8 protein-coding genes are annotated in these 14,703 nt (G+C 66.2%); all 8 read right to left on the minus strand.

The features are described from left to right. Positions 1–103: 103 nt before the first annotated feature. The gene (locus JNG39_RS10900) at positions 104–1,807 is read right to left on the minus strand and encodes a bifunctional sulfate adenylyltransferase/adenylylsulfate kinase (RefSeq protein WP_368311402.1); all 1,704 of its coding nucleotides are present in this window, start codon (positions 1,805–1,807) and stop codon (positions 104–106) included. A gap of 2 nt (positions 1,808–1,809) precedes the next feature. Further along, positions 1,810–2,631: a sulfotransferase gene (locus JNG39_RS10905; protein ID WP_368311403.1), complete on the minus strand. Its 822-nt coding sequence runs from the start codon at positions 2,629–2,631 to the stop codon at positions 1,810–1,812. A 12-nt stretch (positions 2,632–2,643) separates the two neighbouring features. Next, positions 2,644–3,654 (minus strand): LacI family DNA-binding transcriptional regulator, encoded by a 1,011-nt coding sequence (locus tag JNG39_RS10910; RefSeq protein WP_368311404.1) that lies wholly within the window; start codon positions 3,652–3,654, stop codon positions 2,644–2,646. A gap of 10 nt (positions 3,655–3,664) precedes the next feature. Continuing rightward, positions 3,665–6,373 (minus strand): sugar-binding domain-containing protein, encoded by a 2,709-nt coding sequence (locus JNG39_RS10915; RefSeq protein ID WP_368311405.1) that lies wholly within the window; start codon positions 6,371–6,373, stop codon positions 3,665–3,667. 4 nt (positions 6,374–6,377) lie between these two features. Further along, positions 6,378–7,739, minus strand: coding sequence for an APC family permease (locus JNG39_RS10920; RefSeq protein ID WP_368311406.1), 1,362 nt, complete (start codon positions 7,737–7,739; stop codon positions 6,378–6,380). Positions 7,740–7,747: 8 nt separating this feature from the next. Next, complete coding sequence (locus tag JNG39_RS10925; RefSeq protein WP_368311407.1) at positions 7,748–10,939, minus strand: TonB-dependent receptor; 3,192 nt, start codon at positions 10,937–10,939, stop codon at positions 7,748–7,750. A gap of 128 nt (positions 10,940–11,067) precedes the next feature. After that, complete coding sequence (locus JNG39_RS10930) at positions 11,068–13,407, minus strand: beta-N-acetylhexosaminidase (RefSeq protein WP_368311408.1); 2,340 nt, start codon at positions 13,405–13,407, stop codon at positions 11,068–11,070. Further along, positions 13,404–14,408 (minus strand): glucokinase, encoded by a 1,005-nt coding sequence (locus JNG39_RS10935; RefSeq protein WP_368311409.1) that lies wholly within the window; start codon positions 14,406–14,408, stop codon positions 13,404–13,406. Before JNG39_RS10935 ends, JNG39_RS10930 begins: the two co-directional genes overlap by 4 nt. Positions 14,409–14,703: the final 295 nt, after the last annotated feature.

Here is a 14,703-nt window from a genome sequence, read left to right on the forward strand (position 1 = left end):
CCTGTCGAGCAGCCCACCGTAGGTCGCCCGAGTGACAAGGACGTTTCAGTTCAGGCCATCGGCCATGCGTAACTTTTTGCGGGAAACTCGGCCGTGAATCGGTCTAGACGATCAGCTGTCGCCCGCGAAGCGCGACGACGATTCGGGCGGCGAGATCCGCAGGGGTGTCTTCCGCGCCGTCCAGGCGGAGATCAGGAGCTTCGGGCGCCTCATAGGGATCGCTGACGCCCGTGAAGTGCTTGAGCGCGCCCGAACGCGCCTGCGCATACAGCCCCTTGGTGTCGCGTGCTTCGCAGACCTCGAGGCTCGTGCTGACGTGCACCTCGATGAAATCGCCATGGGCCTCGACCAGCGCACGGGCCGCTTCCCGGTCGGCGGCATACGGCGCAATCGGCGCGCAAATGGCGAAACCACCGTGACGCACGATTTCCGAGGCGACGTACGCGATCCTGAGAATGTTGGCGGAGCGGTCCGCGCGTGAAAAGCCCAGGCCTGCCGAGAGCGTCTTCCGTACCTCGTCGCCGTCGAGCAGGGTGACCTGCCGCCCCGTATTTTTGAGAATGGCGGCCCTAAGCGCCTGCGCGATGGTCGACTTGCCCGCCCCGGACAGTCCGGTGAAGAAGATGGCGCATCCCCGACTCTCCGGACGCGGGAAGCGCCGGCGGAGAATGGCTTCCACTTCCGGGTAGGTAAACCATTCCGGGATGGGACTGCCTTCGCGCAGGTGCCTGCGCAGTTCGGTTCCCGACACGTCGTTCATGGCTTCGCCGGGCTGCAACTCGTCGGTGGAGACGTAAGCGTGCCGGGCGGGTGAATAGACCATGGGCGCGAAGGGAAGCACCGTGATGCCCAACTCGTCGGCGTAAGCCTGGACCAAGGCCTGCGCGGCCAGCGGCTCATAGAACGGCCGTCCCGATGCGTCCTTTCCCGGCCCCGCGTGATCACGCCCGACGATGAAGTGGTTCGCTCCGAAGTTCTTCCGGATGATGGCGTGCCAAAGCGCTTCGCGCGGGCCCGCCATGCGCATGGCCAGCGGGAGGACCGACAGCTTGACCGAGTCTGCAGGATAATGCGCAAGCAAGGCCCGATAGCAGCGGACGCGTGTGTACGTGTCGATGTCGCCGTCCTTGGTGCGACCCACGACAGGATGCAACAGGAGCTTGCCATCCACCGCTTCCATGGCTCGCCGCGTCAGTTCCACATGCGCGCGGTGCAATGGATTGCGTGTCTGGAAGGCGACGATGCGATCCCAGCCGCGTTCGGCGAGATAGGCGCGCATCTCCCGGGGAGTGGTTCGCAGGTCCGTGAAGTCGTAATGGGCCATACGTTGCAGGCCGCGAACGCAGCCGCCGAGGCAGACACGGCCCCGCCGCAGTAAGTCCGTGACGCCTGGATGCTGGCGATCCAGCGTGCCGTACACCCTGGACGCTTCGCGCTCTTTATCCGGACGAAAGATATCGCTCAGGGTAAGCAACGCGTACGCGGTGCCTTGGACATCTCGCAGCACGACATCCTGCCCGACCGACAGCGACGCCGCGACGTCTTCGGCGACATCGAGCGTGATCGGCATCGGCCAAAGGGTGCCATCGGCCAGGCGGAGGGTGTCGACGACGGCGTCGTAATCCCCCTGCCCCATGAATCCTTCGAGCGGCGAGAACGCCCCGTCGAGCAACAACTCCAGATCGCAGAGCTGTCGATGATCCAGCACCACGCTGGGCAGCGCCCCGCATGCGCGCCTCGCTTCGAGCGCCTCCCTTTCCGGCAGGTACAGCTCCTTGAGCACACCCCCATGCGGCGCGATCGGCATACTCAGACGATGGTCACCTGGTTGACGTTGTTCTTCGGATCCGCCCAGAACGCCTCGTTGGCGAAACGCCCGAAGACCTCGCGCGGCAGCACCGGCGTCCGCTCGACGGCCTCGACCTTGGCACGGACGACGTGCAGCCCGGGCATGCCCACGCGCGCGTCGAATTCGTCTGCGCTGTATTGGATGTTGTCGAAGTCGTGATCGAACCAGGGCTCACCCAGGAATTTATAGACCGCACGCATGGCGGCTTCCGGATCGCGCACCAGGCTCTCGTAGGTAAGCAGCAGCAGGTGGTCTTTCGCGTATTCACCGTAGAACGCCTCCTTCGTCGCCTGGTACGCGAATCCGACCATGCCGCGCGGATCGGTCAACGCCTCCACGCGCGAATACACCGTCGTATTCGTGTCGAAGCGAAACACCTTGCTGACGCTCACCGGCTGCTTCTGCACCAGCCGCTCCATGCTGTCTAGTACCCAAGCCAACTGGCGTACGCAGGCGATCACCTTCACGCCGGGGAAGAGCGCATCGAGCAGTCCCATGCGACTGCACCATAGGCGACTCATGTCGAACACCGCCTCGGGGCGCGTATCGACTGAGTAGAAGTTCTCCACCAACCCACGCAACACGGCCACGCGCTGTGCGTCGGTGACGTCGAAGGCGAAATCGTTCTTACTGCTGGCCTCGGCCACCACCACGCCCATGATGTCGGCCAGGGGACTGGTCATGCCGGCGCGGAAGCGCGGGTTCTGGTTGAGGATGGCGGCGAGCAGCGTGGTGCCCGCGCGCGGCAGGCCGGAGATGAAATGGAACCGGCGCTCGGACATGCGGTGCTTCCTCTATCGGGGTGCGGGCGCCGTGGATGCACGCAGGCGCATTTGGTAATCGACTTCGACCATACGGGGCTCGCCCTTGCCGAGCAGGCCCAGCAGGAGTTCTTCCGTGGCGCGTTTGCCCATGTCGCGCACCGGCTGGTGCACCGTGGTGAGCAGCGGCCACACGCGGGTAGCGATGGAGGTGTCGTCGAAACCGCAGATGGATACCTCGCCGGGCACCTGCACGCCTGCCTCGGCGGCGGCCCAGATGGCACCGACGGCCATGTCGTCGTCGGCTGCGAAGATCGCCGTGGGCCGCTGCTTCAGGCGCAGTAGCTGACGGGCCGCCTTCACGCCGGATTCGAACGAGAACTGGCCCTGCACCATGTAGTCGGCACGCTCATCGATCCCGGCCCGCTTGAGCCCGTCGCGGTATCCCGCAAGGCGCCATACGCCCGCGCCGTGTTTCGGGTCGCCGATGATGTGCGCGATGCGACGGTGCCCCAGGGCCACCAGGTGATCCACCATCGCCGCGGCGGCCTTACGCTCCTGCAGGATGACGCCGACGATGCCCTTGGACTTGTGCGGCGCGATCGACGCGAACGGCAGCCCGGTGGCGCGCAGGTGCCGCAACAGCGCCGGATGGTCGGTGATGGGTGGCGTGAGGATCAGGCCGTCCGGGCGGTGCCGCCACAGGATGCCTTCGACGCGCTCCATGAAGTCCCGCGCCTTGGAGTCGAGGGGCTGCACCATCATGCTGTACTGGTGCGCTTCGCAGGCCTCCTGCACGCCCGCCTGCACCTCCATGACGTAGCTGGGCGAGAGATTGTCGTAGAGCAGCCCGATCATGAAGGAACGATTGGACGCCAGGCTGCGCGCCGACGCGAGCGGGCGATAGTTGAGCTCGGCGACGGCGACCATCACGCGGTCGCGCACTTCCTTGCGCACGCCCGGTTCCTGGTTGAGCACGCGGGAGACGGTCTTCTTCGACGTATCGGACGCACGAGCCACATCGTTGATGGTCACGCGCGACATGAAGGCCTCTTCAATGCTTCGTTCCCTGGGTGACTTCCGCGGCCACCTGGCCCACGGGCGTGTTCCAACCGGATACCTCGACCACCGCGCCGGCCGTGCCCTGCGCCGGGTAACGCGCCGTGAGCACGACGGATTCGCCGGGCCAGAGCGTGACGTCATTGTCAGTCCACCTCACGGGCAGCGCAAGGTCGCCCTTGGTGCCGCGACGGATCGCCAGGTGCTCCTGCACGGCGGCCGACGGCGACGACGCGGGCACCGACAGCGTCACGGTGGTGACCTCCTCGTCGCCTTCGCGCACGGTCGAGGCGCGCACCTCGCGGGTGGCCTTCGGCATCGACGCCAAGGCGGTGAAATCGCCGTACTGCGTCACCGGGGTGAGATACCAGTTCGACTTCGCCCAATCGAGGGTGTCTGCCCGCGTGGACAGCCAATAGACGTTGCGGCTCACGGCCTTGCCATCGGCGTCGGCCAGTTCCAGTTCCACGAAATAGGTGGTGGACAGTCCCGCGATCGACGGCAGGTCGAGCACCGATTGCGCATGGTTGCCCGGCAGCTCGATGCCCTGCACCTGCTTCCCGTAACGCACGCTGCCGTCGAGGTTGCGGACCTTCACTGAAGCCTGCAAACCATGGCGCACGTCCAGCGTGTGATTCACCACCACGATGGAGCGCGAGTCGTACGCGTACTGGATGTGCACGGGTTCATTGGCTTTCTTGGCGCCGTAGTACGCGCCGGCCGGATTCATGTAGTAGTCGTAGAGATGCCAGTGCAGCGACGGCCACGCATTGTTGAGCATCCAGTAGATGACGCCGGTGGCCGGATTGTCGGCGCCCATGCGCGCGTTGAAGGCTTCGAATTGCGCACGCACGTTGTCGTAGTTGTCGAGCTGGGCCTTCGCCACGTAATCGGCGAGGCCGCTGAAGGCGCCGTAGCGCTTCGCCAGTGCCGTGTCGAACGGCGTCAGCACGGCGAACGTCGACCAATCGGCCGAGGCATGGTACTGCCGGGCCTCCGGGTACTTCCACAGGGCTTCCTGCTCCTGCACCGACAGCATGCGCTGCACGTCTTCCAGGCGGGGGATGTCCGCCCCCGCACTCACTTCCGAATCGAAACCGAACGCCGCGCCCAGCTTGTCCCCATACCAGTACGACGGCGGTATCCAGTCGTAGGGACCGGCCATCTTCATCCCGGACGGACCGGCTTCCTCGGTGGTGTCGTCCACGGCGGCGGAGATGACGGGAAGGGTCCAGCCTTCGGCGCGAAGCGTATCCGTGTACATCTTCGACAGCGCCGGCGGCGGCGGGTGGTCGCTGCCGATGTAGAAGCCGATCACCGAGGGGTGGTTGCGCAACAGGCGGGCTTCGGTGGCCATCGAGGCCTGGGCCACGCGCATGTCGGCATCGGTCCATGGCTCACCGCCCGTCTTCGCGGCGGCTTCCCACTTGTCGCAACATTCCCAGCCGGCCAGCACGAGGATGCCATGGCGGTCGGCCAGATCGTAGAACCGGTCGTTCTCCAGCTTGCCTTCGCTGCGGATGGTGTTGATGCCGAGGTTCACCACGTAGCTGAACTCCGCCTCCATGCGCGCGGGATCGTCGCGCAGGAACATGTCGGGTGCCCAGCCGCCGCCGCGTATCAGCAGAGGCTGCCCATTGACGATGAACTGGCGGTAGCCCTGCTTGGTGAGCCTGGACTCGACGCGTCGCACGCCGAACGTCGTCGTCGCGCGATCCGACGTGGCACCGTCGACCGTCGCGGTCACGGCCATCCGGTAAAGCGGATGCTCGCCCATGCCGATGGGCCACCATACCTTGGGGTCGTCCAATCTCACGGCAGGGGTCGATCCGGCGGCGAGCGCCACGCGCTTCACCTCGCCCGGGGCGAGACGGACGGTCTGCTCCACGGGCTTGTCGGCGGCGGTGCCCGAGATGGTGGCGTCGTGGGCCACCGTATCCAGGTTCGTCGCCGTGACGCTCACGGCCAGCGTCGCCTGCTTCAAGTCCGCCGACAACGTCGTGGCCACGTACGGTGCGCTCAGCGCCACGGGCCCGGTCTGGACGATGTCCACGCCGCGCCAGGGACCCATGTTGTTGTCCGGTGGCGTGGGGTTCCAGTCGACCCAGCCGATGGACAGGCTCATGCGCGGATCGCCCGGATACACCTTGAAGGCCACGGCGTTGGCACCCGCGTGCACCCATCGCGTCACGTCGATGTCGTGCTCGGGATAGGCACCGGAGAGGTCCGCGCGATCGGCGACCTTCTGCCCGTTCACCCACGCATCCGCCGCCGAGATGATCCCGTGGGTGCGCAGCAGGGTGTGCCGGTTTCCGGGCGTTTTCGGCAACTCGAAGCCGGCGCGGTACCACCACGGCGTCACGAACAGGTTGCCGCTGGCCTCGGGCACCTGCACGGCGCGCAGGTTGTCGCCATGGAACACGTCGAAGGCGAAGGCGTCGTTTTCCAGCAATCCGGCCATGACCGTCGCGCGGCCCGTGACCGGATACCATGTCTTGGCGGCGAAGCTGTTGGCGGAAACCGCCACGCCGTCCTGCGGCGCTCGTGCGATGTCCTGGATCTGCCAACGGCCGATGGGGCTCACGGTACCGGCCTGCCCCGCGACGCGCGTATCGGCGTAGGTGGTACGCGCTGTCGCCACCGAACCGAAGGCCAGGCCCGTCACGATGGCGGCGGCGGCCACCGCTCGTACTGCGTTCTGCATGGCGTCAATGCTCCCCGGCTGCCGTGCGTTGGACCTCGATCGGTGCGAAGGGCCACGCGGCGTTCACCCGCGCCCACACCATGAAGACCACCAGGCCGGCGACGATCCACGCGCCCGACAGCATCAGAGACAACGTCGAGGCGGATACGTAGACGTAAACCCAACCCACCAGCGCGATGAGGCAGGGCACCGGATAAAGCCATTGCCGATAGGGCCGGTGAAGCTCGGGCTCGCGCCGGCGCAGCAGGATCAACGCGACCACCTGGGCGATGGACTGTACCAGGATGATTGCCGTCAGCAGCATGTTGATGACTTCGGTCAGGTCGAAGAAGGTACCGATGGCCGTGACCGCACCCATGGTCAGCAAGGCGACGTGGGGAAAGCCTTCCTTCGCATGGAGCCGGCCGAACGTCGAAAGGAACACCTTGTCGCGCGCCGCCTCGAACGGCACGCGCGAGCCGCCGAGCAGACCGGTGAACACCGACGCCAGTGCCGTGACGATGATGAGCACCGTCATCACCGCGGCGGCCGCATGGCCCCAGCTTCGCTCGACCACGAGCGAGGCGACGGATTTGGACGCGGCGATCTCCTTCCATGGCGCCACGCCCAGCACGCTGATGTTGAGCAGGAGATAGACCACCATCATCGCCGTGATCGAGATGATGATGGTGCGCGGCATGGTACGCCCGGGATCGCGCAGCTCATCGCCGATGTAGGCCGTGGTGTTGTAGCCCAGGTAGTCGTAAACGCCGATGATGAGGCCCGCTCCTAGCCCGGCGAAGAAACGCGGACCGAACGCATCCGGCGGAAAACCGAAGGCCAGTTTCGCATCGAAGTGCGAGAACCCGGCGGCCGCCACGCCGACGATCGAGACGAGCATGATCACCCACAGGGCGATCGTGATGACGCGCACCGATTCGATGCGGCGGTAGAGCATCCATGTCACCAGCCCCGTCGCCGCCACGCCGACGAGGTGCGACGTCCACCAGCCCATGTTCGGAAAGAAGAACTGAAGGTACTCCACCATGCCGATGATGCCGGTGGACATCAGCAAGGGGATGGCCAGCAGCATCGTCCAGATGAAGAGGAACGGCATGAGTTTGCCGCTGCGCGCCTGGAAGGCCCTGCGCAGGTACACGTAGGTACCGCCGGAACCGGGCATGGCCGCGCCCAGCTCCGCCCATACCAGTCCGTCGGCCATCGCCAGCAACGCGCCCACGATCCAGCCCACGATGGCCTGGGGTCCGCCCATCGCCGCCACCATCAGCGGGATGGTGATGAACGGACCGATGCCGCACATCTGGGTCATGTTGATGGCGGTGCCCGAGAAAACGCCGATCGATCGATGGAACTGTCGTTCGTTCATGGGTTCCCTTACCACTGGCCGCGGATGCCGAGCATGAACATGCGCTCGGAGAACGTCGAGTGCCCGGGCTGGTTCGACCACGTGAGATAGTAGCGCTGGTACTCGTTGGTCAGGTTGGTGCCGTTGAGGAACACTTCCAGCTGCTTGGCGAACTTGTACGAGACCGACGCGTCGATGTACTTCTGCGGCGCCTCGTACATCTCCAGCCCCGTGATGCCGCCGACGCTATCGGCCACGGCGCGCCGCGAACGGTAGTTGTAGGCCACGCGGGCCTGGAAACGGTCGTCCTGGTACCACAGGATGAAGTTGCCCGACTTGGTGGAGTTGTCCTGGAACGGGATCTTCTTGCCGGCGAGGTCCCGCTCGCCGGAGTTGCTTGGCGCGTAGGTGGCATTCACTTCCATGCCCGTCTTCGACAGGATGCCCGGCAGGAAGGTGAAGCCCTGGCGGTAGTCGAACTCCGCGCCCTTGATGCTGTTGCCCGTGCCCTGCACGGGCTGGGTGATGACGATGCAGTGGTTACGCACCACGCCGTCCTCGTCGGGCAGCGTGCAGTTGGTGACGCTGCCGTTCTTGATGAAACTGTCCACGTTGATGCGGAACAGCGCGAGGCTCACCATGCTCGTGGGGTTGATGTAGTACTCCGCCGAGGCCCCGAAGTTGGTGGAACGCCAGGGATTGAGATTCGGGTTGCCGGTGGACGTGCCGTTGGCTACGCGGAACACGGGGCCGTCAGGCGTTTCGGACAGCGAGTAGTTCAGCTGCAGGCCGCCGGCCCAGGTGCTGAGGTTCAGCGGCATCATGTTCTTCGAATACGCCAGGCGGAACTTCAGGCTGTCGGTCACGTCCAGCGCGAAGTTCGCCGACGGCAGCACGTCGCGATACGACCGTTTGGTGACGTCCGTGCCCACATCTTCGGGTTCGTCGCCGTAGGCGCCCGGGTCGCCGCTCAGGTGCTGCGTCACGTCGAGCTTGCTGTGGATGATGCGCACGCCCACGTTGCCACTGTAGGTCATGTCGCCGATCGTGCCGTTGAAGTCGCCCTGGAGGTAGCCGGTCAGCTCCTTCAGACGCACGCCCCACGTGGTGCCCGGCTCACCGACCCGCACGGTCCCGGGATAGAGCGACTTCCAGAACGCCTCCGGATTCTTCATGGAATCGGGATCGAGCGCCCAGAAGTCGATGCCGGAGCCGAGCAGGTTGTTGTAGGCCTTGAAGTTGCTGGACAGCGGCGTGGCGGTGTTCGGCATGGAGATGGCCGACAAGGGCCCAGCACGGAAGTAGCCCTGCTCGTTTCCGGCCGTACACGATCCGCTGTTCAGCACCACGTCGGCACCGACGTATCGCACCAGGCAGCCGTTCGGATCGCTCGCGCCCATGCCGGCATAGACCGGCGTCTCGAACGTGTAGCCCTTGTTGTCCGCGTCGCGGATGCTGTTGCGCAGGCCGAACTCGAGCTTGAAACCGTCGTTGAAGTCGAACTTGCCGTCGAACCGCAAGGCGTTGAGGGCCACCTTGCGGTCGTAGTTGCCCGACGATTCGAGCGTCTTCATCGTCCACGCGGCGGGATTGGCGAACGCGGCGGCCAGCTCGGCGGGCGTGTCGATCTTCAGGTAGCGGCCGCGGAAGTCGGCCACGATGGGAATCGTGTTCTGCGGGATGCCGGTGGCGTTGAATACCCGGTTGCCGCCCAGTTCCGCGGGATAGACCATCGTCCCGGGCGGCACGGCGTCGTCCGGCACGCCGTCCGCCAGCACGTTGGGCCACAGGGCGCCGTCCGAATCGGAAATGTTGACGTCGGTTTCCTGCAGCGACTGCGACGCCGTGTCGTGGATGCCGCGCAGCGTCGCGGTGAACGGGCCGCCGTTGTCGTAATCCAATTGCAGGTTGAGGTTCTTCGCCTGGGAGAACTTGCGGATCATCGACGAATACGACTCCACGTCGCCCGGCCACTTCTGGTACACCTGCGTGGTGTAGATGTTCGACCCTTCCCAGCCAGGCTCGGGCGTGCCGTACGACCCCAGTGCCGGACGGCCGGTATCCTGCGACTGCAGCGGCACGTACGTCGCGCCCTGCCAGTTGGTGGAGTTGAACTGCACGCCCACGTTCCGGTCGAACTCGTGCTGCGACGAGTAGAAGTAATCGCTCGTCAGGCTGAAGCCATTGCCGATGTCGAACTGAAACGATGCGTTGCCCGACTTGCGCTTGCGCTGGGTGATGATCTGGTTGATGCCGAAGTTCTGGCTGCCCAGGAACACGCCGTTGGATTTGCCGTCGCCGTTCACGTCCACGCTGCCGTCGGCGTTCTGCACGATCTGCGACGGAATCGGCGCGCCGTTCCATGGCGTGAGGAAGCCGTTGTAGCCGCCGGCGCTCGCCGCGTTCTCGCCGTTGAGCACGGCGCCGTACTGGTCCAGGCCCTCGCTGGAGTTCATGCGCCGGGTATCGGAGTAGTCGCCCGACAGCAGGAAACCCCAACGGCCGTTGTCGTTGTAAGAGAACAGACCATTGGCCTCCGGCCCCGTGTGCTTCGTGGTCGACCCCCGCTCCCCATTGGCCGAGTAGCTGTACGTGAAGCCGGAAGGAAGATCCCAGGGGCGATAGGTATGCAAGTCGATCGCACCACTGATACCCGCGTCGGTTTCGTTGGCGGTGGCCGATTTGACCACGTCCGCGCCATGGAACAGCGTGGACGGCAGCATGCTGAAATCGGGCTGCTGGGAATCGATCTGGTCCGCGGTGATGAACACCTCGCCGTTGAGCATGGTGCCCACCTGGGGTAGGCCGCGCACGTCCACCGAGGTGCCCACGCCCGCGTCTCGATTGATCTGCACGCCGGTGATGCGCTGGAGCGAATCGGTGATGGTCGTATCGGGCAGCGCGCCGATGTTTTCGGCGGTGATGCTGTCCTGGATCTTGTCGGCATCGCGCTTCACGTCGATCGCCTTCATCTGCGAGGCGCGCACGCCGGTGACCGTGACGCCCGACAGCTCGACGGGAGGCTTCGCCGTATCCTCCTGGCCGTCGCCCTTTTTCGCCGCGCCCGGCGGCGGCGGGGAAGGCGTGGAGGCGGCCTGGGCGGGTTGCCCGTCCTGCTGCGCATCGAAGAAGGTGGATGCGCCTGCCGCCGTGGACGCGACGGCCAACAGCGTGACCGTGATGGCGAACGACAAGGGATGCTTGCGAAGTGCGGTGGACATGTGCCGTGACCTCGTGACTGGTGCCTGTCGGAAACGCGTCATGACCGGACGTGCCCGAAAGCGCACGCCGTCGTGGTGCCGATGTTTTTATGTTTTCCCCAACCCACGGCGCGCCCCCGCGCGCCGCCCTACTTCGAGAACGCAATCTTTCCCAGCGCCCACTGCCCCTCGCGTGGATCGCCCGTCGCAAATACGCACACGCCATGCACGTCCGCCGCTATCGGCGCGGCGAGGCTCGCCTCCACACGCACCTGCTTACCCGGTGCCGCCGCGTGGCCCAGCGGCAACATGGCCAGTCGCGGGCCGTCGCAGGCGTTCGCGTGCACCTCGATGACGCTATCCTCACCACGGGTGCCACGCACCACCGCGCCGCGGGCTTCATCGCCATAGCGCCACGGCAGCTTTTCCGCCGTCACGCCGACGTGCGTGGCACGCTGCACGTCCGCCTTCGGCCAGACCCAGCACGCGTTGCCGATTTCGACCGCGTACACCGGGCTCGGGCCATGCGCGGGCCGAGCCCCTTGCAAGCGCGAGGGTGGCTCGCCCGAGCAGGTGTCCAGCGCGGCGCCATCACGGGTCAACACGGTGCTCTCCTCCAGCCGTACCGACCGGGCCGCGGCGAGCACCTTGCCGTCCGGCGCGAACGTCGCCACCCGCACGGTCGTGCCCGCGGGCAACGTGAGCGGCCGCGCATACGTCGCGGACGTGGCGACGGGTTCGGTGCCATCGGTGGTATAGCGCATGCCATCGCTATCGGTCTGGTTGGCGAGAACGACGCGAAAGCCCCCACCCGACGCACGCGATACAGCGAACGTCGGCGCGAACGCGCTATCCGCGACGTCGATCCCCAAGGCGCGATAACGCGCCATCTCGGCGGGGAGTCGTACCAGGAAGCCGTTCCAGTCATGGGAGGCGGCCGGCGACCAGCCCAGCTCCGCCAGCGCGGCGATGCGCGGGAACGCGGCGTGCTGTATGTGCGCGAACGTCAGCATCTGCTCGGCCCAGAGGCCGCCCTGCACGCCGATGATATGCGTGGCGTCCTCCGCGGTCGTACCCGGGGGCACCAGTGGTGTGTCGTAAGACTGGCGCAGCGTCACCTCGGGCGGCGGCCCGGCCCATTCGTCCGGATGCCCGGATTGCCGGTGGTCGAAGTACAGCGATTCCTGCGGTGTCATCACCACGTCGTGACCCTGGCGCAGCGCGGCCACGGCCACGCGCTCGTCGTGATCGCCGTGCCAGGACATCACCACCTGCTCGCGAGGCAAGGCGACGCCGGCGGCCACTTCATCGTCCCAGCCCACGGGCGTGCGACCATGGGCGACGAGATAGGTGGCGACCTGTTGCATGAACCAGCCTTGCAGCTCGTCCATGCTGGCGAGCTTCAGCGCCTTCATCTGCGCGTTGGCCTCGGGCGAAGCATTCCATTGCTGCTTGTCCGCCTCGTCACCGCCGATGGAAACGTAGCGTGACGGAAACAGGCGCATCACCTCGTCCATCACGTCGTCGACGAAGCGCAGGGTCTTCGCGTTCGGGGCGAGCAACCAGGGACTCACGCCCCAATCCGTCCACACCGGCGGACGCTTGCCCGTCACGCCGAGCCAAGGATAGGCGGCAATGGCGGCCTGCGAATGTCCGGGGAGATCGATCTCCGGCACGATCTCGATGTAACGCTCGGCCGCGTAACGCACGATGCCGCGTATCTCGTCGGCCGTGTAGACCTTGCAATAGGGCGTCGATCGGGCGCCCGATACCTCGGCGTCGTTACCCACGGCCTCGCGACAGCCGCCGACCGTGGACAGTTCCGGATACTTCGGCACTGGCAGGCGCCAGCCCTGGTCGTCGGTGATGTGCCACACGAGCACGTTGAGCTTGTCGAGCGACATGCCGTCGATCAGCCGCTTGATCTCCTCGGCGCTCTGGTAGTGCCGACTGGAATCGAGCAGCAGCGCACGCCATGCGAAACGGGGATGGTCTTCGATCTTGCCGTAAGGTACGTGGGCGACGGCACCACGCGTCCAGCCCGGCTGGGTCAGCAGTTGCCACACGGTAACGCTTCCGTAGAACGCACCGCGCGCGGTACGCGCTGTAACCACGATGCCGTGCTCGCCGATGTCGATCGCATAGCCTTCGTCACCCGTGACGGCGGCATTCGGCCGAACGTCGAAGGTGATCGCCACCGGTGCCCCCTCCCGCGCCGGCTTGCGCAGCGTCAACCCGCGCACGCGTGCGACGCGCTGCATGAAGTTTTCGACGACGGTCGCCATGGCGGCATCGTTCCCGCGCACGTCGATTCCCGTACCGTCGCCGATGTCGACCGTGCCATTGCCGGCCGGCGTCATGATGGCGGGCAGCGGCACCAGCGACCAGGTCGGCGCGGCGGATGCATGCATGGATACCGCACCGACGAAGACGGCCACGCATGCCGCGACGAAGCGGCGGTGGCGTGTCGTCGGCGCGCCCGACCTCATGCGGCGGCGCCTTCCGTCGCCAGGGCGCCGTACGGCTCGCGATGGCGCATGTACCAGCGAGCCGCGCCCTGCACGCCGTGAGAACCGTGCTCGGTGACCCACACCGGCACTTGCGCCAGCAAGGCCCGCACGCTACGTCCATGCAGGAAGCGCTCTTCGAACGCGCTGCGCTTGAGCAGGTCGAACATCGACGAGAGGAAGCCGCCGGCCAGGAAAACACCGCCCGTCGGGATGTACGTCATCGCAAGGCTGCCGATGAAACCGCCCAGCGCGGCGCAGAACAGTGCCACCGCCTCGACCGCGTGCCGGTCGGCTTGGGCGGCGGCCGCCGCCGTGACGGCTTTCGGTGTCGCCAGCGCGGGCGCTTCGCCATCGAGCGCGCATAGCGCCGAGTAGACGGTCAGCAGCCCTGGCCCCGACACGATGGTTTCGACCGGTACGTAACCGCCATCGGGCGCCAGCCATGCCAGCACCTCGCGCTCGCGCAGCGAATGGGGGGCGAAGTCCATCTGGCCGGCTTCCGTCGTGAGGACCGTCGCATGGGGCACGCCGGGCACGGATACGGCCGCGCCCAGTCCCGTGCCCGGGCCGACCACCAATGACGCCCCCGGGCCACGCCCGCGCGGACCGCACAGGTGCCGGCCGCTCGCGGCCAGCGGACCGTCGATGGCGTAGCCCATGGCCTCGAAATCGTTCAGCAGCGCGACCTCGGCCAGGCCGAGCCTGGCGCGCAACGTGTCGGGCCGGACGGCCCAGGCGAGGTTATCGTTGACCACCTCGTCGCCCACCACCTGCCCGGCGCAGGCCAGCACGCAGTGGGACACCGGCGTGCGCACCTCGGCATCGACGAATGCCTGGACGAGGTCGGCGAGCGAGGGGAAGGCGGCACAGGAGAACACGCGATAGGCGAGCGTCTCGATGACGCCCGAGCCGTCGTCGGCGGCGCGCATGAGCGCGACGTGGCCATTCGTGCCGCCGATATCGCCCGCAAGAAATTGCATCCCCGATTTCCCCACCCCGTCGAACCCCATGGGCGAATCCCGCCATCCAGGTGCCCCCGCACCGGATTCCACATCAGGGTGTAACGGGACTGACACCGGTGTCAAGACGTGCCGCAGCAGCATGTCGCCAGAGGGGCCGCTATGATCGTTCGTCAGGACGTTCCGACATCGGTGGTTTGAGCGAAGAGGGGATCCCGGACGCCATGGACCGAATCACATCCTTGTTGGCGATCGTCGTCATCGTCGCCTTCCTTGTCGCCCGGTTCCTTAAAACGTCGCGACGACCGCCGACTAC

Source organism: Luteibacter sp. CQ10 (genome assembly GCF_040900725.1).
In the GTDB taxonomy this organism is placed as follows: Bacteria; Pseudomonadota; Gammaproteobacteria; order Xanthomonadales; family Rhodanobacteraceae; genus Luteibacter.

What these genes read in the sequence shown, in the direction of transcription:
- JNG39_RS10920 (WP_368311406.1), bottom strand. Translation starts at nt 7,739, where the DNA reads ATGAACGAACGACAGTTCCATCGATCGATCGGCGTTTTCTCGGGCACC.
- JNG39_RS10935 (WP_368311409.1), bottom strand. Translation starts at nt 14,408, where the DNA reads ATGCAATTTCTTGCGGGCGATATCGGCGGCACGAATGGCCACGTCGCG.
- JNG39_RS10915 (WP_368311405.1), bottom strand. Translation starts at nt 6,373, where the DNA reads ATGCAGAACGCAGTACGAGCGGTGGCCGCCGCCGCCATCGTGACGGGC.
- JNG39_RS10925 (WP_368311407.1), bottom strand. Translation starts at nt 10,939, where the DNA reads ATGTCCACCGCACTTCGCAAGCATCCCTTGTCGTTCGCCATCACGGTC.
- JNG39_RS10930 (WP_368311408.1), bottom strand. Translation starts at nt 13,407, where the DNA reads ATGAGGTCGGGCGCGCCGACGACACGCCACCGCCGCTTCGTCGCGGCA.
- JNG39_RS10905 (WP_368311403.1), bottom strand. Translation starts at nt 2,631, where the DNA reads ATGTCCGAGCGCCGGTTCCATTTCATCTCCGGCCTGCCGCGCGCGGGC.
- JNG39_RS10900 (WP_368311402.1), bottom strand. Translation starts at nt 1,807, where the DNA reads ATGCCGATCGCGCCGCATGGGGGTGTGCTCAAGGAGCTGTACCTGCCG.
- JNG39_RS10910 (WP_368311404.1), bottom strand. Translation starts at nt 3,654, where the DNA reads ATGTCGCGCGTGACCATCAACGATGTGGCTCGTGCGTCCGATACGTCG.